Consider the following 25,112-nt stretch of genomic DNA (forward strand, 5'->3'; position numbering starts at 1 on the left):
TCAGCTGAACACGATCATCGACCCCTGCGCCAGACTCCGCGTCACGGCCGCGTGCAGGCCGAGCCAGACATGGCGTTCCCGGGCGAACGGGCTGGGGTCGTACGGGGCCGGGACCGCGGGTTCCTCCAGTTCCGTGGGCACGAGCGGCGGTTGGGGCGCGGCCGGCGGGTTGGCCGGGTCGATGCCGATCGCGGGGGCGACCAGATCCAGCTCCCGCAGCAGGGCGTGGGAGGAGCCCAGCGGACCGCCGCCCGCGAGGAGCTCGTCGTCGGCGAGCGGGCTGGGGAAGTCGACGGGGACGTACGCGCCCGCGTGGTCGTAGTGCCAGACGAGGTGCGACTGCTGGGCCGTCGACTCGAACATCTCCAGCAACTGCTCGTAGTCGCCGCCGAGTTCGTCCACGGGCGTCACCGGCAGGCCGCACACCTGGAGCAGATAGGCGCGGCGCAGGAAGTGCAGCGCGTCGTAGTCGAAGCCCGCGACCGGGGCGACGTCGCCCGACAGGCCCGGCATGTACTGGTACACCGGCACCGGCGGCAGCCCCGCCTCGGCGAGCACCTTGTTGTATTGCGCGAGTTCCTCGGCGAACGGGTTGTCCGGCGTGTGGCACAACACGTCGACGAGCGGTACCAGCCACAGGTCACAGGCCAAAGAAGGCTCCTCGCTCAGCTCGGTGGGTCAGGTGGCGCGGTGCTCAGGGAAGGGTATCGGTGCGGCACGGAAGCGGCTCCTGCCGTGCATGTCCCATACCCATACGAACACGAGCGACGCCGGTCATCCTGAAGCGAGGCGCTCGATCAGGGCGATGGAATGGGCGTTGTAGCGGGCGATGATCGCCCGCGCGGTGTCGTTGTCCCCGGCGATCAGCGCGTCGACCAACTCGGTGTGACCGGCCCACAGCTCGCCGCGCAGATCGGTGAGCCGGCGCAGGTGCTGCACGGCGCACACCCAGCTCTGGACACGCAGCCGGTGCAGGAAGTCGGCCAGGTAGGGGTTGCCGAAGCAGGCGCCGAGCTCGCGCCAGAAGCGCAGGTCGTAGCCGATGAGGACGGTGAGATCACCGGCGGCGGCGGCCCGCTGTGCCTCCTCGCCACGCCTGCGGACCCCGGCCACGAGGGGGGCGGCCCGGGGGTCGTCGGGCCGCACGGCGTTGGGGCGCCCTTCGGTCAGCGCGACGAACATCCCCTCGATGACCAGGCCGCGGGCCTCGATCATGCCGCGGAAGTCCTCGACCGAGTACTCGTGGACGCGGAAGCCGCGGTGCTGGTCGGCTTCGAGGAGCCCCTGGGCGGAGAGGTCGACCAGCGCCTCCCGGACCGGCGTGGCGGACACCCCGTACTGCTCGGCGATCTCCTTGACCGTGAACTCCTGCCCCGGCTGGAGCCGCCCCGCCAGCACCTCGTCACGAAGCGCGTCGGCGATCTGCTGCCGCAGGGTGCTGCGCGTCACGGCGCCGTTGCCGGAGCTGCGGGGCATGGTCAGAGCGTCTCCCTCGTCGCGTTCGGGTGGCGTGCACGTGTATGTCTACGAGCACGCCACCTTACGCGTTCGAACGAGGGACGAGATGGTCCGCTACTGACGGGTTGTGGTCGGCCCCTGGCGGGATTACGGCTGTTTACTCGGTGTGCTCGTCCGCCGCCGAGAGTGCCGCGTCCAGGACTGCGAGACCCTCCTTCAGCTCCGCCTCGGTGATGGTGCAGGGCGGCACCACGTGTGTCCGGTTCATGTTCACGAACGGCCAGAGTCCGCTGCCCTTCGCGGCGGCGGCGAAGGCGGCCATCGGCGCGTTCGCCTCCCCGGCCGCGTTGTAGGGCACCAGCGGCTCCCGCGTCCGACGGTTCCGGACCAGCTCCAGCGCCCAGAACATGCCGGCACCGCGCACCTCGCCCACGCTCGGGTGCCGCGCGGCCAGCTCACGCAGTTCCGGCCCGAGCACGGACGCGCCCAGCCGGGCCGCGTTCTCGACGACGCCCTCCTCCGCCATGACGCCGATCGTCGCGACGGCGGCGGCGCACGCCAGCGGATGCCCGGAGTACGTCAGACCACCGGGGTACGGGCGCTTCCCGAAGGTCTCCGCGATCGCACCGGAGATCGCGACTCCGCCCAGCGGCACGTACCCGCTGTTCACGCCCTTGGCGAAGGTCAGCAGGTCGGGCGTGACGTCGAACAGGTCCGCCGCGAACCACTCGCCGGTCCGGCCGAACCCGGCCATGACCTCGTCCAGGACGAAGACGATCCCGTACTTGTCGCACAGCTCCCGCACGCCGGCGAGATAGCCGGGCGGCGGGACCATGATCCCGGCCGTCCCGGGGATCGTCTCCAGGATGATCGCCGCGACGGTCGAGGGCCCCTCGAAGGCGATCGTCGTCTCCAGGTGCTCCAGCGCCCGCGCGCACTCCTGCTCCTCGGTCTCGGCGTAGAAGCGGGAGCGGTAGAGGTAGGGCGCCCAGAAGTGCACGACCCCGGCGGTGCCGCTGTCGGACGCCCAGCGGCGCGGGTCGCCGGTGATGTTCACGGCCTGCTGCGTACCGCCGTGGTACGAGCGGTACGCCGAGAGCACCTTGGGGCGCCCGGTGTGCAGACGCGCCATGCGGACGGCGTGCTCGACGGCGTCGGCGCCGCCGTTGGTGAAGAAGATCTTGTCCAGGTCGCCCGGGGTCCGCTCGGCGATCAGCCGTGCCGCCTCCGACCGGGCCTCGACCGCGAACGCGGGCGCGAAGGTCGTCATCCTCGCCGCCTGCTCCTGGATCGCGGCGACGACCTTGGGGTGCTGATAGCCGATGTTCGTGAAGACGAGCCCGCTGGAGAAGTCGAGGTAGCGCCGGCCGTCGTAGTCCCAGAAGTACGACCCTTCCGCCCCGGCGACGGCGAGCGGGTCGATGAGCTCCTGAGCGGACCAGGAGTGGAACACGTGGTCACGGTCGGCGGCCTTGACGGCGGCACCGGCTTCGGGGTTCGGCTGAGGGGTCATGCGGGCGAGCGTAGGTGCGGGGCAGCGGGCGGTGGTATCGGCGGCCTGTCTGCCGTCGGCCGCATTCCGCGACAGGTTGTCCATACGGGACCAAACCCGTTGACAGTCTGCTGTCTAAATGTCAGGATGCTGTCATAAGGCACAGGGGTCCGAGGAGGAGCCATGAACGCCACCACAGGTCGCAAGCCCGTCCATCTCGCCGTCTACGACACGCTCGCCGACTGGGAGACGGGCCACGCCACGGCCCATCTCGCCCGCGCCGGATACGAGATCCGGACCGTCGGGCCGTCCACCGACCCGGTCACCAGCATCGGCGGACTGCGCATCCAGCCCGGCGCGGCCCTGGACGACGTACGGCCCGAGGACAGCTCCCTGCTGATCCTCCCGGGCGCCGACCTCTGGGACACGTCCGGTGACCTGGCGCCCTTCGCCCGCAAGGCCCGGGCGTTCCTGGAGGCGGGCGTGCCGGTCGCCGCGATCTGCGGGGCCACCGCCGGGCTCGCCCGGGAGGGCCTGCTCGACGACCGGTCCCACACCAGCGCGGTCTCCTTCTACCTGGCCGCGACCGGCTACGCGGGCGGCGCGCGCTATGTCGAGACCGACGCCGTCACCGACGGGAACCTCGTCACCGCGGGCCCGACCGAGCCCGTCGCCTTCGCCCGGGAGATCTTCCGGCTGCTCGGGGTGTACGAGGGCGAGGTGCTCGACGCCTGGTACCGGCTGTTCCACGACTCCGACGCGGCGGCGTACGCCGTGCTGGAGAAGGCCGGGGCGGCATGAGCCGGGAGCGGCAGGACCTGCTCAGCCGCAGCGCCCTCGGGGTGTTCCGGCTGAACGGCCAGTTCCTCGCCGTGGCGGAGGAACTGGCCCGGCCCGCCGGGCTCACCGCCGCCTGGTGGCAGGTGCTCGGTGCGGTCCTCGGTGAGCCGCTGCCGGTCTCCGGCATCGCCCGCGCCATGGGCATCACGCGGCAGAGCGTGCAGCGCATCGCCGACCTGCTGGTGGAACGCGGGCTCGCCGAGTACCGGCCGAACCCCGCGCACCGCCGCGCCAAGCTCCTCGCGCCGACCGCGCGGGGGCGTGCGGCGATCGCCCGTATCGACCCCGGGCACGCGGCCTTCGCCGACCGGCTGGCGGAGGAGTTCGGGGAGGCGGAGCTGGCGGAGGCGGTGCGGGTACTGGAACGCCTGTCCAAGGTTGTCGACCAGGTGGGTCCGCCTGTTACGGAACCGTAGACGTCTCCCAGGTCACCCGGCCTCCGCCCCGCACTATTCTCGATCCGTTGCTCACGTGTGGGGGGAAGGCGGCTGAGCGATGGAGACGTTGGGGCCCGGGGATCCGCAGCGGATCGGCGCGTACCGGTTGCTGGCGCGGCTGGGTGCGGGCGGCATGGGGCATGTGTATCTGGCCCGCTCGGAGCGGGGCCGTACGGTCGCCGTGAAACTCGTGCGCGAGGAACTGGCCGCGCAGGAGGAGTTCCGGGAGCGGTTCCGGCAGGAGGTGCGGGCCGCGCGGCGGGTCGGCGGGTACTGGACGGCGCCGGTGCTGGACGCGGACACCGAGGCGGCGGTGCCGTGGGTGGCCACCGGGTACGTCGCCGGGCCGAGCCTCCAGCAGGTCGTCGGACACGACCACGGTGCCCTGCCCGAGCGGACGGTCCGCATCCTCGCGGCCGGGCTCGCGCACGCGCTGAAGGACATCCACGCCGCGGGCATCGTCCACCGCGATCTCAAGCCGTCCAACGTCCTGGTCACCATCGACGGCCCGCGCGTCATCGACTTCGGTATCGCCCGGGCCCTGCAGACCGTGACCGACGGCGGGCTCACCCGCACCGGCGCGCTCGTCGGATCGCCCGGTTTCATGGCGCCCGAGCAGGTGCGGGGCGACCGCGTCACCCCGGCGTGCGACGTCTTCTGCCTCGGCTCGGTCCTCGCCTACGCCGCCACCGGCGCCCTGCCCTTCGGCACCGCCAACAGCGGCGTGCACGCCCTGATGTTCCGCATCGCCCAGGAGGAACCGGATCTGGAGCGCGTCCCCGAGGGCATCGCCGACCTGGTCCGTGACTGCCTGCGCAAGGACCCCGCCGCACGCCCGTCCCTCGACCGTGTCCTGGAGCGCACCGGCGCGGACGACACCGTCGCCGACGGCCGCGCCCTCGACCCCTGGCTCCCGAGTGCCCTGGTCGCCCAACTCGGGCGGCACGCGGTGCGGTTGCTGGACGCGGAGGATCCGGAGGGGGCCGGCTCCGCTGAGGGAGCGGGTTCTCCCGAGCCGCCTGCCGAGCGGCAGCGTTCCGGTCCTGACGAGAGCCCCGGCCCCGACCCGGCACCCGAGCACGGCCCCGCCGCCGACGAATCGTCCCCGGTCGCCGCGCTGCCCCCGGTCCCCACGACGGCGCCCGCCGCACCCCCTGGCCCGCCCCCGCCGGGCCGCCCGGGCGAGGGACCGCCGCTGAACCATCTGCCCACCATGGCCGCGGGCCCGGGCACCGCCCCGGCGCCCCGGCAGACCCCGGGAGCGCCGGCCCCGGCCCACCCGCACGCGCCCGCGCCCCCGTACCCGGCGTACGGCTACCCCCAGCAGCACCCCCAGCCCGGCGCCCCGCCGTACCACCCCGCCTACGGCGGCCTCGGCTCCACCCCGCCCTACGGCGCGAGCCCGCCCCACGGCTCCACCCCGCCCTACGGCCCACCGCCGTACGGCGCGAGCCCGCCCCACGGCTCCACCCCGCCCTACGGTCCGCCGCAGGAGCCGGCGCGGAGAAACGGCCGTTCCACCGCGCTGCTCGTCCTGATCGCCCTGGTCGTCGCACTGGCGGCGGGCGGCTCGGTGTACGCGCTGATGCAGGGCGGCGACGGCGACCGGGCCGGCGGCGACCCCACCCCCACGCAGAGCACCGGCGCGCCCCCGACCACGCCGGGCCCCTCCCCGGCGACCTCGGAGCCGGACACCTCCGCCTCTCCGGCGGGCGGCTCGGTCCCGACGGCGTACCTGGGCACCTGGACCACGACCATCGACAACGCCGACGGCCGGCACACCCGTCGGCTGACCATCCAGCAGGGCGGGCCCGGCGACACGGTCCTGTCCCTCGTGGCCGACGGCCCCACGAAGGGGGACGGCAGCTACCACTGCGTGTTCGAGGGCGAACTGACCGACGCCCCCGACGCCGACGGCCCGGTGAGGATCGGCCCGTCCACCGTGACCGTCGGCCGGCCGCGCACCGCCTGCACCCCGGGCGCCGCCACCGAGATCACCGTCCTTTCGGACGGCACGCTCCAGCGCGTGAACAGCGGCAGCGGGGAGAAGTTGACGTACACGAGGCAGTGAACCCCGAACTTCACGGCCCGACCACGGTGTTCGCCGGCCGCACCGTCCGCGGCGTCTCGGTCACCCGCCCGGGACGGCACCCGTCCCGAAGGAGCGGCACCTCGTAGCGCCGAACTGCGCACCCGCCCGGCCCCAGCCCAAACGCACAGTCACCTCGGCTCCGGCGGCCGCTGCCGAGGCATGTTGGGCCGCGCACCACCCCCCGGCGGCACGGAAAACCGCCCAGGGAAGCTCCCCGCCTCGCCCCCGCGCCCACTCCCCGAGAACGCCACCGCCTGCAACCCCACCGGCGCACCCCCGCTCCGAAACTCCCCCACCCACTCCGCGGTCTCCCCCCGCACCAGCTCACTCACATCCTCGGAGAACCTCCGCAGCACCCCGAGACACCGCTCGGCCGCCTCACTCGCGGTCCCCTCCGCCGGCCCCAGAACCTCCCGCACGCTCTCCGCCGCCCAGTCGAACTGCAGCGCCTGCAACCGGCGCTGCACGGCCTGCGCGGTGGCCACATCCCGCATCCACCCCGTCGTCACCCCGAAGTACCGGTCGACGGCCACACACGCCACCCCCAGCAGCAGCGCCAGACACCCCCAGGGCGCGATGCCGCCCGCGACCCCGATCAGATCCAGCAGGGGCAGCGCGACCCCGGTGACCGCCCCCACCGCGGTCCCGCAGCGCAGCGCCCGCGCGCACCGCCGCTTCCACACCCGGTCCTCCAGGTACCAGGCCGCCGTCTCGAGCGCCCCGCGCTCCACCCACCGGTACAGCTCGTCCAGCCGGACCGCCGGCTCCCCCCAGTCTCCGAGCGGGAAGGCCCGCCCGGTCAGATCGCCCGGCCGCAGCCGGGCCGCCCCCTCGCCCCGTCCATCCTGAGGCGGCCCCTCGGGCTGCATCTCCGGCTGACCCACCCGGCACTCCCTACTGACCACGCTGCGTGACAAGAGACACACATGACGCACACGCGCCGGACCCTTCCTACCCCCCAATGGGTGGCGAGATGTAGCTTTCGCCGCTTTTCCGCCCGGAAGTATTCCTTGATCAGTTATACGGCGCGAGTGGAACTCACTCGAAAGAGTGCTGGGGCGACGGCAGGCCCGACCACGTAGGCTCGTGCCGAACGGGAAAACCCGTACCGAGCAAGGAGCTGATCGTGATCCCCGGTGGTGGCCAGCCCAATATGCAGCAGCTGCTCCAGCAGGCCCAGAAGATGCAACAGGACCTGGCACAGGCGCAGGAGGAACTGGCGCAGACGGAGGTCGACGGCCAGGCGGGCGGCGGCCTGGTCACCGCGACCGTCACCGGCGCCGGAGAGCTGCGCAACCTGAAGATCGACCCGAAGGCGGTGGACCCCGAGGACACCGAGACCTTGGCCGACCTGATCGTGGCGGCCGTGCACGCGGCCAACGAGAACGCGCAGGCGCTCCAGCAGGAGAAGCTGGGCCCGCTCGCGCAGGGTCTGGGCGGCGGCGGCATCCCCGGTCTGCCGTTCTGAGACGCCCACCGCCTTCCTCGGACGGGCGGTTGACAACTACGGTACGTACGGGAAGGCCATCCGGCCTTCCGAGCGACCTCGATGACCCAGGAAAGGCAGTCCGTTGTACGAAGGCGTGGTCCAGGACCTGATCGACGAGCTGGGGCGGCTGCCCGGCGTCGGTCCTAAGAGCGCCCAGCGGATCGCCTTCCACATCCTGCAGGCGGAGCCCACGGACGTACGTCGGCTCGCCCAGGCGCTCATGGAGGTCAAGGCGAAGGTCCGCTTCTGCGCGACCTGCGGCAACGTCGCGCAGGAGGAGCTGTGCAACATCTGCCGTGACACCCGGCGCGACCCCGCCGTCATCTGCGTCGTCGAGGAACCGAAGGACGTCGTGGCGATCGAGCGCACGCGTGAGTTCCGGGGCCGTTACCACGTCCTGGGCGGCGCGATCAGCCCGATCGACGGGGTGGGCCCGGACGACCTGCGGATCAGGGAACTCCTGGCCCGCCTGGCCGACGGCACGGTCACGGAACTCATCCTCGCCACCGACCCGAATCTCGAAGGCGAGGCGACCGCGACGTACCTCGCCCGCATGATCAAGCCCATGGGCCTGAAGGTCACCCGCCTGGCCAGCGGCCTCCCGGTGGGTGGCGACCTGGAATACGCGGACGAGGTGACCCTCGGTCGCGCCTTCGAGGGGAGACGACTCCTAGATGTCTGACGCCACGCTGCACGCGACCGAACAGAACCCGGACGACTTCGCGGTCCAGATCGCGGACCAGGTCGAGAGCTTCCTGGTCGCCGTCACGGAGATCGCGAAGGGCGACGAGCCGGAATCGGCCGTTCCCTTCCTGCTCCTGGAGGTCTCCCAAATCCTCCTCGCCGGCGGCCGCCTCGGCGCGCACGAGGACATCCTGCCCGACGAGCGCTACGAGCCCGATCCGGGCCCCGAGCCGGACGTCGACGAGCTCCGCGAGAACCTGGCCCGCCTCCTCGACCCCGTCGACGTCTACTCGGAGGTCTTCGACCCCTACGAGCCCCGCAAGGCTCCGGTCCCGGCCCGGATCTCCGACGACCTCACCGACGTCATCACCGACCTGCGCCACGGCATGGCCCACTACCGGGCGGGCCGTACCGCGGAGGCCCTGTGGTGGTGGCAGTTCTCCTACTTCTCCAACTGGGGCTCCATCGCCTCCGCGACCCTCCGCGCCCTCCAGTCGGTCCTCGCCCACGTCCGCCTCAACCAGCCCCTGGCCGAACTCGACGGCCTGGACACGGACCAGGACATGGGCGACGACACCCTGGAGATCGAGGCGGGCCGGGTGATGGCGGAGGAGATCGCGGAGCCGCTGGGGTTGCGCCCGGCCAAGTAGCCCACCGGCCCGTCACGGCCGCCGCGCGGCCGTGGCGGCACCGCGACCTCACCGGCCCACGGCGGCGGCCAGCGCCTCCCCGTCGACGTAGGGAGCGGTCGGCGTCGGCTCGCTGTACCACCTGAGCGGCCAGGTGTTCCCGTCCAGCGCCGGGATCCCGATGTACGTGACGGTGACCGTACGCGGGTCCCGCCCGCCCAACTGCTGCACTCCGAGCGGCCAGTCGTGTCGGCGTACCGCCCCGGGCGCCAACAGGAAGTACACCCACCGAGGCCCGCTCGCCTCGCACACGATCGGCCCCGCGTCCCCGTCCGCCGCCTCGATCAGCCACTCGGCGACCACCTCTCCCCGCACGCCCTCGACCCGGACCGCGTCGAAGTGCACTCCTGCGACGTGGAGTTGATGACCTGCCACCGGAACCCACTCAGGGCGGTGAATTGCGCTCGTCATGGCTACACACTCGTGCTCAGGCGGCTACTTTCGGTAGCGACTGTTGTGGTACACGCCGTGGTGTAGCCGTCGGAGGTGGGCGCTGTGTCGGGCCAGTACAACTCCAATTCCCAACCGCCGGTCGCCTGGCGGTACAGCGGAAACCAGATGAAGCGCTGGCGTACGAAGGCGAACATCAGCCGGGAGGAGCTGGCCGCCGCCGCCAACTACTCCCTGGACACCATCAAGTCCATGGAGCAGGGCGTACGCATGCCGACGCCACGTGCCCTCGACACGGCTGACGAGTTGTGCGGGGCCGAGGGTTTTCTGAGCGCGGCCAAGGAGTACTTGCAGCGGGAGAAGTTCCCGGCGCGGGCGCAGGACTTCATGGAGAGGGAGCGGGAGGCCATCAGTGTTTGGTGGTACGAAGTCTCGCTCATCCCCGGGTTGTTGCAGACCAAGGAGTACGCGCGAGCGCTCATCGAGAACCGCATCCCGCCCCTGGACGAGGAGACGGTGGAGGAGCGGATCGCGGCTCGCATGGAGCGGCAGGCCATTCTGACCGAGCGGAAGCCGCCCGTGGGACTGAGCTTCGTTCTCTACGAAGCTGTACTGCGCAGCCCTCTGGTGGACGCTCATCAGCTGCGTCACCTTCTGGAGGTTTCCCGCCTGCGGAACGTCGTGTTGCAGGTGCTTCCCTTCGAACGGGCCATCTCATCCGCGCTCCTGGGACCTATGGTTCTGCTGGAGACTCGTGACCATGAGCGATTCGCCTTCACAGAAGGCCCACTGGCCAGTGAACTTTCGGCTGATCCCGGGGCTGTCAACCGAGTGACCCAGCGACTTAGCATGATCCGTACGCAGGCTCTCGACCCCGACGGGTCGGCCCGTTTCATCGAACGGATGGTGGATCAGTCGTGAGCGACCAGCTGAAGTGGTTCAAGTCCCGCCACAGTGACGACGAGGGCGGCGCCTGCGTCGAAGTCGCCCTGTCCACCGCCGTCCACATCCGCGACTCCAAGACCCTCGCGGGCCCCGAGCTCCACGTCACCGCCCCCGCCTGGTCGGCGTTCGTCTCCGCAGTTCAGCCCGAGGCTTGAGCCTCGGGCTTCGAGCCCTTCCCCTGGGTTTCTGGGCTGGAAAAAACCAACCCAACCAACCAAGCCCGTAGGTGAGTTGTAGGCCGCCTACCTCGAACGGGTGGCGTTCCGTGACCGGCTTGCGCCACAGCGTGAAGCACCTCTAGGTTCGCGGCAATAGATCGGCCCCGGTCGGTGCGCCAACACCGGCTCCGGGGCCTGACCGACGAATCGAATGAGGCCTTCGATCGTGGCTTGCTCCCAGCCTAGTCCCGCCCTGCCGTCCCCGTCCCACCCCATGGCCAAAACGGGTTACGGCAAACGCCCCGCAGGTGACGAAGACCCGCACGCCGACCCGGACTTCGCACACCTGAGCCCCCGTGACCGCGAGATCGCCGTCTTCGTCGACCGTCTCGAAGAGGGCCACGCGATGGGCTACAAGGCGATCGCGTCCGTGCATCCCCGCTACGGCCAGCAGGCCGTGCGCACCTCGCTGAAGAGTCTGAGCGAGGCCGGCCACTCGCGGCAGATCCGGGAGCACATCACCGTCGAGGACAACTCGATGCGGTGGGTGACCCGGACGTACTGGTCGCGTACGCGCAGGTCACCGGAGTGGTGGGCGGAGTTCGCCCGGGAGCGCAAGGGCAGGATCGTCCCCGACGACTACCGGCCCGGGCTGGCCAGGACGGACGCCCCCGAGGCGCCCGCCGAGGAGCCTGCCCCGGAAGCCGAACCTCAGCCCCGCACTGCCTACCGCACCCTCGCCGACGTCCGCGAGGCGGACCCCCGTATGTCCCTGTCCGAGTCCGACTGCCAATCCCTCGAATCGCTCGTTGGGGAGTGGCTGTCGCGTGGCTCGACCCCCGAGGACGTCACCAAAGCACTGACCGACGGGCTTCCGCCCGCCGTGACCAACCCGGGCGGGCTCGCCCGCAGACGACTGGAGGACAAGATGCCCCCGAAGAAGGCGAAGATCCGGCAGAAGGCCGCACCGCGCCGGGCCCGCGTGGACCGCGTGGTCATGTGCTGCATCACCTGCGACGCGGACGAGCTGACCACGAAGATCGAGGGCGGCATGTGCCCGGACTGCCGCGCCGAGTACGAGGCGGATCTGGCGGCCGAGGCGGCCGGTGAGCTGGACGCCGGATACGTCCCCGACACGTTTCTGGCCAACCCGGATCCCGTGTACGAGGTCGTGGACGTCGCCCGCCGCGCGGCCGAGGTACGGGCCGCGGGCGGCCTGCGCTCGAAGGCCGAGAGGGCGCTGTGAGCGTGCGGGAGGCCCCGGCCAGGGCACCATGGAGTCAAGGAGGCGACGCCATGACCCCCAGGACCGAGCACCGGCCGCAGATGACCGTCGAGGAGTTCGAGGAGCTCGAACGCCATGCCCCGGAGACCGTGCGGCTGGAGTTCATCAATGGGAAGGTCCAGGTCAAGGCAGTGACGGATGGCAACCACGACCAGATCATCGCCTGGTTGCAGAGGCTGTGTATGCAGCATCGTCCCGAGCTGTGGCTCTATGGAGACCGTGGCATGAAGGTCGAAAGCTATCGCAAGGGACGGGCACGTCCGGACGGTGTTCTGGCCCCGTTCGGGTTCCCGAAGGGGCATGGAGACTGGTCAGAAACTGCTGGCGTGCTCATGGCTGTGGAAGTCACGTCGTACGACTCCGACACGCATCAGCGCGACCGAGTCGAGAAGCCCGATGCCTACGCGGCCGCAGGCATCCCCGTCTACCTCCTCATCGACCGGGACGACGCGTCGGTCGTCGTGTTCAACCAGCCCGAGAACGGCCGCTACCGCCACGAGGAGAAGCTGCCCTTCGGCGCCACCCTCAAGCTCCCCGAGCCGGTCGACTTCGCCCTGGACACCGAGCCGCTGAAGGAGTTCGTCGACTGAGGCCGAGACCCCTCAGAGCCGTACGGCCGCGCCGGTCACGCCAATGCCCGTGTCCGCCTCCGCCGGTACCGTCACCGTGATCGTGCTCGGCCGGCCCATGTCCACGCCCTGGTGAACGGTCAAGGTCGCGGGGACCGGGACGAGCCCGAGTTCCCGCAGGTAGCCACCGAACGCGGCAGCCGCCGCCCCCGTGGCCGGGTCCTCGACCACACCGCCGGGCGGGAACGGGTTGCGGGCGTGGAAGACCGTGGGGGACTCCCGCCAGACCAGATCGATCGTGGTCCAGTCCTTGCGGGCCATGAGCGCGGCGAGCGCGGCCATGTCGTAGTCCAGGCCGGCCAGCCGGTCCCGGCTCGCCGCGGCGATGACCGGGTGCCAGGCTCCGGCGAAGGCCGCGCGGGGCGGCAGCGCCGGGTCCAGGTCCTCGGCGGACCAGCCCAGGATCCCCAGCAGTTCGGCCAGCTCGGCTTCCTCGACCGGTGCCGTACGCGGCGCGACGCTTACCAGCGTCGCCACGAGGGTGCCGTCCGCCGCCCGGTCGGTGGTGACGGTGACAGGGCCCGCCGCCGTGCGCAGCCGCAGGCGTCCGGTGCCGTGCCGCTCCGCGTGGGCCACGGCCGTCGCGATCGTGGCGTGGCCGCAGAACGGCACCTCGGCGAGCGGGCTGAAGTACCGCACGTCCAGGGCACCGTCGCCGGACGGCACGACGAACGCCGTCTCGGAGTAGCCGACTTCGGCCGCCGTCGCCAGCAGCGTCGCGTCGTCGGTCCCCGTGGCGTCAAGCACCACCCCCGCGGGGTTGCCGCCCTTGGGATCCGTGCTGAACGCCACGTAGCGCAATATCTCCATGCCGAGACAGTAGCGTCCGGCTCCACGCTCCTGCTGCGTATTTTGGGAGCTCCTTGTACGGCTCCTGTACGTGGGTTGCACGGCCGCTAACCGGTGACACGCGAGTCTGGAGTCACTTCCACCGCAGAAGAAGCGGAGGCAAGTCAACTCCCCGCGATCTCACCGGAGATGTCATGGACCGTCGCTCCGCACGCCGTCGCACAGTCGTCGCCACCGCTGTCGCCGCCCTGGCCGCGGGCACCTTCGCCCTCGGGGCCGGAGTCGCCGGAGCCGACGCGCGCAGCCAGTCCGGGACGACCTCCGCCAAGATGGCCACCGAGGCGCAGGTGCTCGGGCTGTTCGACCAGTGGAACGCGGCGCTGCGGACCGGCGACCCGCAGAAGGTCGCCGACCTGTACGCGCAGGGCGCGGTCCTGCTGCCGACCGTCTCCGGCAACGTCCGTACGGAGAGAGCCGAGATCGTCGACTACTTCGAGAACTTCCTCCGGAACAAGCCGGAAGGCACGAAGATCGAGTCGGTCGTCAACGTCCTCGACCGGGACACCGTCATCGACACCGGTGTGTACGAGTTCACGCTCACCGACCCTGCGACGGGCGCGAAGAACACCGTCAAGGCCCGCTACACGTACGCCTACGAGAAGCAGGCCGACGGCACGTGGCTGATCGTCAACCACCACTCCTCGAAGATGCCCGAGAGCTGACCGCCCGGAGGGTGATCGTCACGCGCAGGCCGCCCCCGGGAGCGTCCGCCAGGGCCACGGTCCCACCGTCGTCCGTCGCCAGTTGCTTGACGACGGCGAGACCGAGACCGGAGCCGCCCTTGCCGGTCAGGCCCTGGCCCCGCCAGAAGCGGTCGAAGGCGCGGGACTTCTCGGCGTCCGACATGCCGGGGCCCTCGTCCAGGACCGACACCTCCACCACATCGCCCCGGGGGTCCACCCGCACGGTGATCGTCCCGCCGTCCGGTGAGACCTCCAGGGCGTTGGAGAGCACGTTGTCCAGCATCTGGTCCAGATGTCCGGGGCTGGACAGCACAGACGGCCGGCCGTCGATACTCCCCCTGAGCGCGATGGTGACTCCGCGCTCGTCGGCGGCCGGTCTCCACACGGCGAGCCGCTCCCGCACGATGTCCAGCAGCGGGAGCGGCTCGGCCACCGTCACCTTCGCCTCGGCACGGGCCAGCACCAGCAGGCCGTTGACCAGGCGGTTCATGCGCACGACCTCGGCGGTGGCCTGCTCCACGTCCTCCCGTACGAATTCGTCGTCCACACCGTCCGCGATGTTGTCCAGGGACAGCCGCAGAGCCGTGAGCGGGGTGCGCAGCTGGTGCGAGGCGTCCGCCACGAAGATGCGCTGGGCCGCGATCAGCGTGTCCAGGCGTTCCGCGCCCTGGTTGAGGGTGCGCGCCAGCGTCTGGGTCTCCGGCGGGCCCGTCACGGGGGAGCGGGCGGTCAGGTCGCCGTCGCTGAACTTGCTCGCCATGTCGTTGAGCTGGCGCAGCGGGCGGGTGAGGCGGCGCGCCACCCCCACGCCGAGCAGGGCGGCCACCACCAGGACCAGCACCGCGAGGATCGCCCGGAAGCCCCAGACCGTCCACAGGCGGTCGGTCATCTCGTTCGTCGAGTAGACGATGCGCACGGCACCGACGGCCCGGTCCTCGCCGGCCCTCTTGGCGGGGACCGTGATCACCAGCTCGGGTCCCCAGATGAAGGAGGAGCCCCAGTCGGTCGTGGGGTCGTTCCGGTCGAGGGCCGCGGTCAGGGCCGCGTCCTTCCTCGGGCGGAGCAGGCTCGGCGCGCAGCCCGGGGCCCCGGCCACCTGGACGTCGCCGGGCGTTTGGAAGGCGTATGCCTCGGCCATCTCCTGGAGTGCCTCGCACGAGGTGGAGTCGCCGTTGGCCAGCAGCAGGGCCATGGTCTCGGCCTCGCGCACCACGGAATCCTCGGTGTCGCCCCGCAGCTGGGAGGTGAGCGAGAAGGCCACCGGCACCGTGAACAGGGCGATGGCGATCGCGACGAGGAAGATGTAGCTGCGGACGAGCTGGCGGATCATGAGGCGGTGCTGTCCGTGCTCACGGCGCCGCCGCCGCGGGCCTTGTCGCCGCCGCCGTCCTTGACGATCTCCAGCCGGAAGCCGACCCCGCGCACCGCCTCGATCGTGATCGCGCCCGCCAGCTTCCGCCGCAGCGCCGACACGTGCACGTCGAGCGTCTTCGTCGGCCCGAACCAGTTCGCGTCCCAGACCGCTTCCATGATCTGCTCGCGCGACATCAGCGCCCCGGGCTCCTCGGTGAGGAAGGCCAGCAGGTCGTACTCCTTGGGCGCGAGGGCCACCTCCTCGCCGTCGAGTCGTACCCGGGCCGCCTTGCGGTCGACGGTCAGGCGGGGGCCGTAGCGGTCGGGGCCGCTCTCGGGCGTCCCGGCCGCGGGAGTGCGGGGCTGCGCGCGGCGCATGACCGCCCGGATGCGGGCGATGACCTCCCGGACGCCGAACGGCTTGGAGACGTAGTCGTCCGCGCCGATCTCCAGGCCCACCACCCGGTCCGTCTCGTCGCTGCGGGCGCTGATCACGATGATCGGGACGTCGCCGCGCTCGCGCAGCGCCTTGCAGACGTCCAGGCCGTCGGTGTCGGGCAGGCCGAGGTCCAGCAGGACGACGTCGTAGGGGCTCGTGTGGTTCAGGGCCGCCCGGCCCGTGGTGACCCACTCGACCTCGAAGCCGTAGCGCTTCAGGCCGCGCCTGAGGGACTCGGCGACCGGTTCATCGTCTTCCACCAGAAGTACGCGCACAGGCGAACCCTAGTGCTTGAAAGTTGGGCCACCGTGCGCAGCCCACGTGCGATTGTGACGCCGGGCACTTTCTCGCGTGGCCGGTGCCCAGATGGGCATGAGCAGACCTGAACGAGTACCCCGGAAGTCTCACCATGCGATATCGCGGAAGGGATTTTCGGACGCTCGTTAGACTGAGCCGACCGCGGTACGAATGCGTATGAGCGGATAGAGACGGATTGAGCGAGGAGCGCACGTGGGCCTTGTCGTGCAGAAGTACGGAGGCTCCTCCGTAGCCGATGCCGAGGGCATCAAGCGCGTCGCCAAGCGAATCGTGGAAGCGAAGCAGAACGGCAACCAGGTGGTTGCCGTCGTTTCCGCGATGGGCGACACGACGGACGAGCTGATCGATCTCGCCGAGCAGGTTTCCCCGATGCCTGCCGGGCGCGAGCTCGACATGCTGCTGACCGCCGGAGAGCGGATCTCCATGGCACTGCTGGCCATGGCGATCAAAAAGCTGGGCCACGAGGCCCAGTCGTTCACCGGCAGCCAGGCAGGTGTCATCACCGACTCGGTCCACAACAAAGCCCGGATCATCGACGTCACGCCGGGCCGTATCAAGACCTCGGTGGACGAGGGCAACATCGCGATCGTGGCGGGGTTCCAGGGCGTCAGCCAGGACACCAAGGACATCACCACCCTCGGCCGCGGCGGCTCCGACACCACCGCGGTGGCCCTCGCCGCCGCCCTCGACGCCGATGTGTGCGAGATCTACACCGACGTCGACGGCGTGTTCACCGCCGACCCGCGCGTGGTGAAGAAGGCCCGGAAGATCGACTGGATCTCCCTCGAGGACATGCTCGAGCTGGCGGCATCCGGGTCGAAGGTGCTGCTCCACCGCTGTGTGGAGTACGCCCGCCGGTACGACATCCCGATCCACGTCCGGTCCAGCTTCAGCGGACTCCAGGGCACGTGGGTCAGCAGTGAGCCGATTACGCAAGGGGACAAGCAGGTGGAGCAGGCCATCATCTCCGGTGTCGCGCACGACACCTCCGAGGCCAAGGTCACGGTCGTCGGCGTGCCGGACAAGCCGGGCGAGGCGGCCGCGATCTTCCGGACGATCTCGGACGCCGAGATCAACATCGACATGATCGTGCAGAACGTGTCCGCCGCCTCCACGGGTCTGACGGACATCTCCTTCACGCTTCCCAAGGCCGAGGGCCGCAGGGCCATCGACGCCCTGGAGAAGAACAAGGCCGGCATCGGCTTCGAATCCCTGCGCTACGACGACCAGATCGGGAAGATCTCCCTGGTCGGCGCCGGGATGAAGACGAACCCGGGTGTCACGGCCGACTTCTTCAAGGCGCTGTCCGACGCCGGTGTGAACATCGAGCTGATCTCGACCTCCGAGATCCGCATCTCGGTCGTCACGCGCGCCGACGACGTGCCCGAGGCCGTCCGTGCCGTGCACACCGCGTTCGGGCTCGACTCCGACAGCGACGAGGCCGTCGTCTACGGAGGCACCGGCCGCTGATGGCCGGACTCCGACGGGCCGACCGGCCCGGCCGGTCCGAGCGCCCGACGCTCGCCGTCGTGGGAGCGACCGGGGCCGTCGGCACGGTCATGCTCCAGATCCTGTCCCACCGGGCGGACGTCTGGGGCGAGATCCGACTGGTCGCCTCCCCGCGCTCGGCCGGCCGCAAGCTGGCCGTGCGCGGCGAGGAGACGGAGGTCGTGGCGCTCACCGAGGAAGCATTCGACGGGGTCGACGTCGCCATGTTCGACGTCCCCGACGAGGTCGCCGAGCGGTGGGCGCCCCTGGCCGCCGCCAAGGGCGCGGTGGTGGTCGACAACTCCGGCACGTTCCGGATGCACCCGGACGTGCCGCTCGTCGTGCCCGAGGTCAACCCGCACACGGTACGCATGCGTCCGCGCGGCATCATCGCCAACCCCAGCTGCACGACGCTCTCCATGATCGTGGCCCTGGGGGCGCTGCACGCCGAGTTCGGACTGCGCGAACTGGTGGTCTCCTCGTACCAGGCGGTCAGCGGCGCCGGCCGCGCGGGCGTGGCGACGCTGCGGCAGCAGTTGTCCCTGGTCGCCGGCACGGAGCTGGGGACCAGCCCCGGTGACGTGCGGCGGGCCGTGGGGGACAGCACCGGGCCGTTCTCCGAGCCGGTCGCGCTGAACGTCGTGCCGTGGGCCGGGTCGCCGCGCGAGGACGGCTGGTCGTCGGAGGAGATGAAGGTCCGGGACGAGTCCCGCAAGATCCTCGGGCTGCCCCACCTGCCCGTGGCCGTCACCTGCGTCCGCGTTCCGGTGATCACCACGCATTCGCTGACCGTGCACGCCCGCTTCGAGGGCGAGGTCACCGTCGACAAGGCCCGCGAGATCCTCGCCACCGCGCCCGGGGTCGTGCTGTTCGACAACCCGGCCGCGGGGGAGTTCCCCACCCCCGCCGACGTGGTCGGCACCGACCCGACGTGGGTCGGGCGGGTGCGGCGGGCGCTGGACGACCCGACGGCGCTCGAACTGTTCGTCTGCGGGGACAACCTGCGCAAGGGTTCCGCGCTCAACACCGCCCAGATCGCCGAACTGGTGGCCGCCGAGCTCTCGTGACGGGCCGCGGTGGCCGCCGCCGGGTTCTCGTGAAGGTGCCCGGTTTTCGTGAAGTTTCGGACGCCGAAAACCTCCGGCCGGTGTCATAGGCGGTTTGTAGGATCTCTGTACGACATGTGAGCCGGTCGATGGTCCGGACCACTTGTCCCGAACCCCCTCGGCATCCGAGGATTTACCTCCCCGCCCTCCGCAACCGTGCGGAGGGCGGGGAGCGTCTTTGCGGTCGCCCTTCCGGGCCGTGGGACACCTTCAGGCGTGGGGACGCCTGGCACCGGACGTGGGGACGCCCGGTCATATCTGGACATAGGGGAAGAGCGGGACGCATGAGGGCATGTGATGCACCATCTGTTGTGCTGCCTGACGCGGGTAGAACGCCGACGGTCGAGATCGGCGTGAAAGAGATGCCCGGCACGTACAACCCTCACGGGGGTGCGCGTGTCCAACAGGCGTGGCAGAGGTACTCGACTTCAGCGCGGCACGCGGCACGGTCCTTCGACCGCCCCGTCCGGCGGCTCTACGACCCCGTATGCCCGGTACTCCCGGTGGCATGCCGGTGATCGCGCCCGTGCCCGCAGCGCGGCCGGCCCGCATCCCGAACCAGCGTGACGGCGCCGAGGACGGTGTCGCGGCCGGGACCACCGTCGACCACCTCACCGAGACCTACCGGGCGCACTACCGCTCGCTGCTCGGTCTCGCGGCCCTCCTCCTCGACGACACCGCCTCCTGCGAGGACGTCGTCCAGGAGGCCTTCATCCGCGTCCACTCGGCCCGCAAGCGGGTCCGCGATCCCGAGAAGACCCTGGCGTACCTGCGTCAGACGGTCGTCAACCTGTCGCGCTCGGCACTGCGCCGCCGCATCCTCGGCCTGAAGCTGCTGTCGAAGCCCATGCCCGACATGGCGAGCGCCGAGGAAGGCGCCTACGACCAGCTGGAGCGCGACTCCCTCATCAAGGCGATGAAGAACCTCCAGCGCCGTCAGCGCGAGGTGCTGGTGCTGCGCTACTTCGCGGACATGACCGAGGCCCAGGTCGCCGAGACCCTCGGCATATCCCTGGGCTCGGTCAAGGCGTACGGCTCGCGCGGTATCGCGGCGCTCCGGCTGGCCATGGAGGCGCCGGCATGAGCGACGGCAATGACGCGCGCCGGGACGGGCGCGACCGGCACGAGCCCTTCGAGTGGCACGCGCCGACACAACTGCACAGACAAGATCCGAAGCAATCGCACGCTGGGAACGGAACTGTGAACCACGGCCTGGACGACCAGAGCCCCAAGGGGTTCGACTCGGACGAGCTGGATCTGCGCAGGATGCTGCACGAAGCGGTGCAGGAAGTGGAACCGCGCGACGGCACGCTGGACTATCTGCGGAAGGCGGTGCCCCAGCGGCGGACCCGCAAGCGGCAGGCCGTCGTCGGCATGGCCGCCGCCGCGCTGTTCATCGGCACGGCCGTCCCCGCCCTCGTACACGTCTCCAACTCCACCGGCTCCGAGGCCAACCCGTCCGTCGCCGGCCACGCCTCCCAGACCCAGGGCGGCACGAGCGACGGCAAGGGCCCGGACGGCGGCGAGAGTTCCGCGGGCGGCTCCCCCGGCAAGACCGAGGGCAAGGAAAAGGGCGACAAGAAGCAGAAGGACAAGGAAAGCAAGGGCACCGGCGCCTCTGCCGGGGCGACCGAGGGTGCCGGCCCGTCCTCCACCGCCGCCGCCGGCATCCAGGCCTGCACCGCCGCCCAGCTCGGCCCCGCCGCCGGCAGCAGCGCGGCCCCCGACTCCACCGGCGCGGTCTACGGCTCCTTCCGTGTCACCAACGTCTCCGGGGCGAGCTGTACGGTCAGCGACCCCGGCTCGGTGAGCCCGCTGGCGCAGGGCGCGGCCGACCCGAGCAAGATCGTCACGGCCCGGCACACGGCCGGGGACGCGGCGGCCGGCCTGCCCGACCCGTCCCTGGAGGCCGCCCAGCTGGTGCTCTCGCCGGGCGCCGCCTACGACGTGAAGTTCGCCTGGGTCCCCACGGAGACCTGCCCCGCCCCCGGCGGCGACCCGGACCCCGACCCCGACCCCACTCCCGACCCCACCCCGACGGAGGACAGCGCGGCAGCGGGCGGCACCTCCACCGGCGGCGACACGGGCACGGGCACGGCCCCGCAACTGGCCAGGGAGGACGGCACGGTCGACGGCAGCGTGGCGGTGACGTACACGCCCGCGACCGGCTCGGGCGCGGGCTCGGTGACGGTGTCCAACGCGTGTGCCGGGACGGTCTACTGGACGGGTGTGCTGGCGGCGTCGTAGCCGCGTGGCAGCGGGCGGCTGGTCCCGCCGAGCTGCGGGCAGTCGTGCCGCCGGGGCGATGGGGGTCCCCCCTGCTCGAGCGAAGCCGAGAGCTTGGGGGAGGGTGGGCGCTGGGGGTACCCCCTGCTCGAAGAGCTTGGGGGAGGCACCCCGCCACGCCGGGCTGCGGACCCGCCCGCCCTCAGCGGCGACGCCGCGTCACTTGGCGCCGGCCTCCGCGGCAACAGGCTCCTCCTCCGGCACCAGGCCGAGCTCCGCGTCCCGCGCGAACTCCACCTCACGCCGCAGCAACCGGAACCACATGAAGATCACAAACCCCACGAAGGCGAACCACTCGGCGGTGTAACCCAGGTTCTGGAACGCCTTCAGATCCAGCCCGGTGTCCGGCGGCGCACTCGCCGGCACCGCCTTCATCCCGGAGTCACCCTTCGCCAACGTGACCCACGCGTCGTACACGTCGTACGGCACCAGATTCACCAAAGACGCCGCACTGATCGCCGCGGTCTGCCCGGCCGGCAGCCCGCCCTGCGCACTGACGCCGTTGTCCCCGGGGGTCTCGGACGCCTGGAGCGCCCCGGTGACCGTGACCTCACCGGCGGGCGGCGCGGGCGCCTTGGCCGCGTCGGCGGCACCGGGCAGCCAGCCCCGGACCACCGGCAGCGCCTCACCCGAGTCGGTGCGCAGCAGCGTCAGCACGTAGAAACCCTGCTTGCCGTCGAGCTCCCGGCCGGGCACCAGCAACTGCTTGCCGTAGCGGCCGGTCGCGGTGACCTGCTTGCCGGACGTCGCCTTGGTCACCGGCAGCATCTCCCCGAGCGGCCGGGGCGCCTCGTGCCGGGCCTCGGCGACCTGCTCGGTCGCTGTGCGATGGTCCTGCACACGGTCCTCGAACCGGCCCAGCTGCCAGGACCCCATGAAGATGCAGAAGGGGATGGACAACAGCACGAAGACGTTGATCCCCCACCATCGGGGCGTCAGCAGAAACCGGTACACACCCTTACGGTACGGGGCTGCCGGGCGGGTCCGGCCTGCGGGGTCGGTACGACTCGGTACCGCTTCGTCAGTCTTTGCGGGCCCGGACCGAGTACATCAGCGGGATCCGCGGGCGGTCCGCCGGGTAGCGGAAGTAGCCGTCCCGCCGCTCGAAGCACCCGAACCGCCGGAACAGCGAGACGTCGTGCTCGTGCAGGAACTCGATGCGCAGCCCGGCCGCCGCCAGGGCCGAGACGACCTCGCCGACCGGGTGCTGCCACTCCACGCGCCGGTTGTGGACGAACTCGGCGCCCTCGGCCGCGTACGAACCCGGCCTCTCCTCGATCCAGGCGTCACGGGCGAAGTAGTCGTACGTGATCCGCGAGCCGGTCTCGTCGTCCAGGACATCGGTCAGCGGATGGAACTCGGAGAGGTACAGGAACCCGCCGGGCGCCACCAGCGAGGCCGCCGTCTCGGCCCAGCGCCCGATGTCGGGCAGCCAGCACAGGGCGCCGACGCCGGTGTAGACGATGTCGTACGACGGGTCCGGAACCGCGGTGGCCGCGTCGTACACGTCCGCCGCGACGAAAGCCGCCCGGTCCTGGCCGAGGCCGAGCTCGCGCGCGAGGCCGCGAGCGATGTCGACCGCCGGTGCGGAGAAGTCGAGGCCGACGACGCGGTCGGCGCCGTGCCGGGCCCACGACAGGGTGTCGAGGCCGATATGGCATTGCAGATGCAGCAGCGAGCGGCCGGAGACGTCACCGACCTCGGCGATCTCGAAGTCGCGCAGGGGGTCCTGGCCGGCCCTGAAGGCGTCGAGGTCGTAGAAATCGCCCGCGGTGTGCAGCGGGACCCGTTCGTCCCAGTGGGCGCGGTTGGCCTCGTGCCAGTCTGCCGGGGTGGGGGAGTACATGAGGGTCACTCCTGAGCTGCCGATGACCTGCTGGGAAGGGGAACCGGTGGAGGTTATCCACAGGCTGGGGACCTCGCCAGCGAATTGTCGGCGAGGGCGTGCACTATGGGGCCATGACTGAGAGCAACGGATCCGACGCGCGGGATCAGCGGGACCAGCAGGAGCAAGAGGTACAGGCGGGCCGGCAGGAGCGGATGCCGGACTGGGAGAAGCGCTTCCGGGCACCCCGGGTGTCCCTGCCCGACTGGGCTGAGGACGCGCCCGACCGCTCCCTGTTCGTGTCGAACGCGACGGGGACGTACGAGCTGTACGCCTGGGACCGGTCGACGGGCGGGCAGCGCCAGGTGACGGACCGGCCGAACGGCACGACGGACGGCGTCCTGTCACCGGACGGCGCCTGGATCTGGTGGTTCGACGACAAGGACGGCGACGAGTTCGGCGTCTGGCGCCGCCAGCCCTTCACGGGCGGCCCGGACGAACTCGCCGCCGAGGGCCTGGACCCCTCCTACCCGGCGGGCCTCGCCCTCGGCCGCGACGGGCGCACGGCGGTCGTCGGCCGCTCGACCGACGAGGACGGCACGACGATCCACCTCGTCCGCACCGGTGAGGACCCGGTGGAGATCTACCGCCACCGCGAGTCGGCCGGCGTCGGCGACCTCTCCCACGACGGCTCGCTCATCGCCATCGAGCACACCGAGCACGGCGACGCCATGCACTCCGCCCTGCGCGTCCTGCGCACCGACGGCACCCCGGTCGCCGACCTCGACGACACCGAGGGCGGTACGCGCGAGCTCGGCCTGGAGGTCCTCGGCTTCGCCCCCGTCGACGGTGACACCCGCCTCCTCATCGGCCACCAGCGCCGGGGCCGCTGGGAGCCCCTGGTCTGGGACGTCGCCTCCGGCGAGGAGTCGGACCTGGCGCTGGAGCTGCCGGGCGACGTCAGTGCCGAGTGGTACCCGGACGGCAGCGGCCTGCTCATCGCGCACAGCTTCGAGGCCCGCAGCGAGCTGTTCCGCTACGACCTGGCGAGCCGCGCCCTCACCGAGATCCCGACCCCGCCCGGCACGGTGTCCGGCGCCACGGCCCGGCCCGACGGCAGCGTGGAGTACCTGTGGTCCTCGGCCGCCGAACCGTCGGCGGTCCGCTCCACGGCCGGCGGTGTCGTGCTCGACCCGCCCGGCATGAAGTCGCCCGGCTCGGTGCCGGTGGAGGACGTGTGGGTGGAAGGGCCAGGCGGCCGCATCCACGCACTCGTCCAGAAGCCGAAGGGCACCACCGGCCCACTCCCCACGGTCTTCGACATCCACGGCGGCCCGACCTGGCACGACAGCGACTCCTTCGCGGCGGGCCCGGCGGCGTGGGTCGACCACGGCTACGCGGTGGTCCGGGTCAACTACCGCGGCTCGACGGGCTACGGCCGTGCCTGGACGGACGCCCTGAAGCACCGCGTGGGCCTCATCGAACTGGAGGACATCGCCGCGGTCCGCGAATGGGCCGTCACTTCCGGCCTCGCCGACCCCGACCGCCTCATCCTCACCGGCGGTTCCTGGGGCGGCTACCTCACCCTCCTCGGCCTCGGCGTCCAGCCCGACGCGTGGGCCCTGGGCATCGCGGCGGTCCCCGTCGCCGACTACGTCACGGCGTACCACGACGAGATGGAAGCGCTGAAGGCGATGGACCGCACACTCCTCGGCGGCACCCCCGAAGAGGTCCCCGACCGCTTCGAGGCCTCCTCCCCCCTCACCTACGTCGACCAGGTCAAGGCCCCGGTCTACATCTCGGCCGGCGTCAACGACCCCCGCTGCCCCATCCGCCAGATCGAGAACTACGTCAAGCGCCTGGAGGCGAGAGGCGCGGTCCACGAGGTGTACCGCTACGACGCCGGGCACGGGTCGCTGGTGGTGGACGAGCGGATCAAGCAGGTGCGGCTGGAGCTGGAGTTCGCGGAGAGGTACGTGAACCGACAGTCGTAAGCCGCGGTCAGTCGTGCCTCCCCCAAGCTCTTCGAGCAGGGGCCCCAGGCGGCACGGGTGGGCGCGGGCGGCACCCCGCTGTGCCGGGTTGCGCCCCGGCCTCAGCCTCCACGCCGCGCATCTCGTAGCACCGGGCTGCGCCCCCCCGGGCCTCAACCCTTGCGCCGCACACCTCGTAACGCC

Annotated in this window: 26 protein-coding genes; 16 read left to right on the top strand and 10 right to left on the bottom strand. The window is 71.3% G+C overall.

What is annotated here, in order from left to right; all coding sequences use genetic code 11:
* The 3 genes from HDA41_RS21875 to HDA41_RS21885 form a co-directional block, all read right to left on the bottom strand.
* Window positions 1-651: a putative DNA-mimic protein gene (locus HDA41_RS21875; RefSeq protein ID WP_184986352.1), complete on the bottom strand. Its 651-nt coding sequence runs from the start codon at window positions 649-651 to the stop codon at window positions 1-3.
* A gap of 123 nt (window positions 652-774) precedes the next feature.
* Window positions 775-1,476, bottom strand: coding sequence for a GntR family transcriptional regulator (locus HDA41_RS21880; RefSeq protein WP_184986354.1), 702 nt, complete (start codon window positions 1,474-1,476; stop codon window positions 775-777).
* Window positions 1,477-1,615: 139 nt separating this feature from the next.
* On the bottom strand, window positions 1,616-2,971 hold the full coding sequence (locus tag HDA41_RS21885; RefSeq protein ID WP_184986356.1) for an aspartate aminotransferase family protein: 1,356 nt from the start codon (window positions 2,969-2,971) through the stop codon (window positions 1,616-1,618).
* 162 nt (window positions 2,972-3,133) lie between these two features.
* Between HDA41_RS21885 and HDA41_RS21890 the strand changes: the two genes are divergently transcribed.
* From HDA41_RS21890 to HDA41_RS21900, 3 genes are all read left to right on the top strand, one after another.
* Window positions 3,134-3,751, top strand: coding sequence for a type 1 glutamine amidotransferase family protein (locus HDA41_RS21890; RefSeq protein ID WP_184986358.1), 618 nt, complete (start codon window positions 3,134-3,136; stop codon window positions 3,749-3,751).
* Complete coding sequence (locus HDA41_RS21895) at window positions 3,748-4,206, top strand: MarR family winged helix-turn-helix transcriptional regulator (RefSeq protein WP_184986361.1); 459 nt, start codon at window positions 3,748-3,750, stop codon at window positions 4,204-4,206. Before HDA41_RS21890 ends, HDA41_RS21895 begins: the two co-directional genes overlap by 4 nt.
* 79 nt (window positions 4,207-4,285) lie before the next feature.
* Entirely contained in the window at window positions 4,286-6,298 is a 2,013-nt protein-coding gene (locus HDA41_RS21900; RefSeq protein WP_184986363.1) for a serine/threonine-protein kinase, read from the top strand.
* Window positions 6,299-6,447: 149 nt separating this feature from the next.
* Here the strand turns inward: HDA41_RS21900 and HDA41_RS21905 are convergent, their stop codons facing one another.
* A complete protein-coding gene (locus HDA41_RS21905; protein WP_184986365.1) occupies window positions 6,448-7,203 on the bottom strand; it encodes an SLATT domain-containing protein in 756 nt (251 codons plus the stop codon).
* 242 nt (window positions 7,204-7,445) lie between these two features.
* Between HDA41_RS21905 and HDA41_RS21910 the strand changes: the two genes are divergently transcribed.
* The 3 genes from HDA41_RS21910 to HDA41_RS21920 all read left to right on the top strand — a co-directional run bounded on the left by HDA41_RS21910 (window position 7,446) and on the right by HDA41_RS21920 (window position 9,142).
* Window positions 7,446-7,787, top strand: coding sequence for a YbaB/EbfC family nucleoid-associated protein (locus HDA41_RS21910; RefSeq protein WP_184986367.1), 342 nt, complete (start codon window positions 7,446-7,448; stop codon window positions 7,785-7,787).
* Between the two features lie 103 nt (window positions 7,788-7,890).
* On the top strand, window positions 7,891-8,490 hold the full coding sequence (gene recR / locus HDA41_RS21915; RefSeq protein ID WP_003991835.1) for a recombination mediator RecR: 600 nt from the start codon (window positions 7,891-7,893) through the stop codon (window positions 8,488-8,490).
* A complete protein-coding gene (locus HDA41_RS21920; protein ID WP_184986369.1) occupies window positions 8,483-9,142 on the top strand; it encodes a DUF5063 domain-containing protein in 660 nt (219 codons plus the stop codon). The genes recR and HDA41_RS21920 overlap by 8 nt, the downstream gene beginning before the upstream one ends.
* Window positions 9,143-9,190: 48 nt before the next feature.
* Here HDA41_RS21920 and HDA41_RS21925 read toward each other — a convergent pair whose 3' ends face one another.
* Window positions 9,191-9,592 (bottom strand): hypothetical protein, encoded by a 402-nt coding sequence (locus tag HDA41_RS21925; protein WP_184986371.1) that lies wholly within the window; start codon window positions 9,590-9,592, stop codon window positions 9,191-9,193.
* A gap of 147 nt (window positions 9,593-9,739) precedes the next feature.
* Here HDA41_RS21925 and HDA41_RS21930 point away from each other — a divergent pair, with 147 nt between their 5' ends.
* From HDA41_RS21930 to HDA41_RS21945, 4 genes are all read left to right on the top strand, one after another.
* Window positions 9,740-10,492 (top strand): helix-turn-helix domain-containing protein, encoded by a 753-nt coding sequence (locus HDA41_RS21930; protein ID WP_184993626.1) that lies wholly within the window; start codon window positions 9,740-9,742, stop codon window positions 10,490-10,492.
* Window positions 10,489-10,671 (top strand): DUF397 domain-containing protein, encoded by a 183-nt coding sequence (locus HDA41_RS21935; protein WP_184986373.1) that lies wholly within the window; start codon window positions 10,489-10,491, stop codon window positions 10,669-10,671. Before HDA41_RS21930 ends, HDA41_RS21935 begins: the two co-directional genes overlap by 4 nt.
* A 277-nt stretch (window positions 10,672-10,948) precedes the next feature.
* Window positions 10,949-11,920 (top strand): hypothetical protein, encoded by a 972-nt coding sequence (locus HDA41_RS21940; RefSeq protein ID WP_184986375.1) that lies wholly within the window; start codon window positions 10,949-10,951, stop codon window positions 11,918-11,920.
* A gap of 50 nt (window positions 11,921-11,970) precedes the next feature.
* Window positions 11,971-12,549 (top strand): Uma2 family endonuclease, encoded by a 579-nt coding sequence (locus HDA41_RS21945; protein ID WP_184986377.1) that lies wholly within the window; start codon window positions 11,971-11,973, stop codon window positions 12,547-12,549.
* 12 nt (window positions 12,550-12,561) lie between these two features.
* Here the strand turns inward: HDA41_RS21945 and HDA41_RS21950 are convergent, their stop codons facing one another.
* Window positions 12,562-13,398, bottom strand: a complete 837-nt coding sequence (locus tag HDA41_RS21950) for a PhzF family protein (protein WP_184986379.1) — start codon at window positions 13,396-13,398, stop codon at window positions 12,562-12,564.
* 173 nt (window positions 13,399-13,571) lie between these two features.
* Here HDA41_RS21950 and HDA41_RS21955 point away from each other — a divergent pair, with 173 nt between their 5' ends.
* Window positions 13,572-14,099 (top strand): SgcJ/EcaC family oxidoreductase, encoded by a 528-nt coding sequence (locus HDA41_RS21955; RefSeq protein ID WP_184986381.1) that lies wholly within the window; start codon window positions 13,572-13,574, stop codon window positions 14,097-14,099.
* Here HDA41_RS21955 and HDA41_RS21960 read toward each other — a convergent pair.
* Together HDA41_RS21960 and HDA41_RS21965 are read right to left on the bottom strand one after the other, a co-directional pair.
* Window positions 14,065-15,450 carry a sensor histidine kinase gene (locus HDA41_RS21960; protein ID WP_184986383.1) on the bottom strand — a complete coding sequence of 462 codons (1,386 nt, stop codon included), beginning with the start codon at window positions 15,448-15,450 and terminating at the stop codon, window positions 14,065-14,067. The genes HDA41_RS21955 and HDA41_RS21960 overlap by 35 nt on opposite strands.
* Window positions 15,447-16,187, bottom strand: a complete 741-nt coding sequence (locus HDA41_RS21965; RefSeq protein WP_184986385.1) for a response regulator transcription factor — start codon at window positions 16,185-16,187, stop codon at window positions 15,447-15,449. Before HDA41_RS21965 ends, HDA41_RS21960 begins: the two co-directional genes overlap by 4 nt.
* A gap of 235 nt (window positions 16,188-16,422) precedes the next feature.
* Between HDA41_RS21965 and HDA41_RS21970 the strand changes: the two genes are divergently transcribed.
* The 4 genes from HDA41_RS21970 (at window position 16,423) to HDA41_RS21985 (ending at window position 21,071) form a co-directional block, all read left to right on the top strand.
* On the top strand, window positions 16,423-17,700 hold the full coding sequence (locus HDA41_RS21970; protein WP_184986387.1) for an aspartate kinase: 1,278 nt from the start codon (window positions 16,423-16,425) through the stop codon (window positions 17,698-17,700).
* Window positions 17,700-18,785 (top strand): aspartate-semialdehyde dehydrogenase, encoded by a 1,086-nt coding sequence (locus tag HDA41_RS21975; protein WP_184986389.1) that lies wholly within the window; start codon window positions 17,700-17,702, stop codon window positions 18,783-18,785. The genes HDA41_RS21970 and HDA41_RS21975 overlap by 1 nt, the downstream gene beginning before the upstream one ends.
* Window positions 18,786-19,332: 547 nt before the next feature.
* On the top strand, window positions 19,333-19,908 hold the full coding sequence (locus tag HDA41_RS21980; RefSeq protein ID WP_184986391.1) for a SigE family RNA polymerase sigma factor: 576 nt from the start codon (window positions 19,333-19,335) through the stop codon (window positions 19,906-19,908).
* Window positions 19,905-21,071, top strand: a complete 1,167-nt coding sequence (locus HDA41_RS21985) for a hypothetical protein (RefSeq protein WP_230299462.1) — start codon at window positions 19,905-19,907, stop codon at window positions 21,069-21,071. The genes HDA41_RS21980 and HDA41_RS21985 overlap by 4 nt, the downstream gene beginning before the upstream one ends.
* Window positions 21,072-21,269: 198 nt before the next feature.
* Here HDA41_RS21985 and HDA41_RS21990 read toward each other — a convergent pair whose 3' ends face one another.
* Together HDA41_RS21990 and HDA41_RS21995 are read right to left on the bottom strand one after the other, a co-directional pair.
* Complete coding sequence (locus HDA41_RS21990) at window positions 21,270-22,064, bottom strand: SURF1 family protein (RefSeq protein WP_184986393.1); 795 nt, start codon at window positions 22,062-22,064, stop codon at window positions 21,270-21,272.
* Window positions 22,065-22,131: 67 nt separating this feature from the next.
* Window positions 22,132-22,956: a class I SAM-dependent methyltransferase gene (locus tag HDA41_RS21995; protein ID WP_184986395.1), complete on the bottom strand. Its 825-nt coding sequence runs from the start codon at window positions 22,954-22,956 to the stop codon at window positions 22,132-22,134.
* A 113-nt stretch (window positions 22,957-23,069) separates the two neighbouring features.
* On the opposite strand from HDA41_RS21995, the gene HDA41_RS22000 reads away from it, so the two are divergent.
* Window positions 23,070-24,929: a S9 family peptidase gene (locus HDA41_RS22000; protein ID WP_184986397.1), complete on the top strand. Its 1,860-nt coding sequence runs from the start codon at window positions 23,070-23,072 to the stop codon at window positions 24,927-24,929.
* Window positions 24,930-25,112: the final 183 nt, after the last annotated feature.

Source organism: Streptomyces caelestis (assembly GCF_014205255.1).
GTDB lineage: Bacteria > Actinomycetota > Actinomycetes > Streptomycetales > Streptomycetaceae > Streptomyces > Streptomyces caelestis.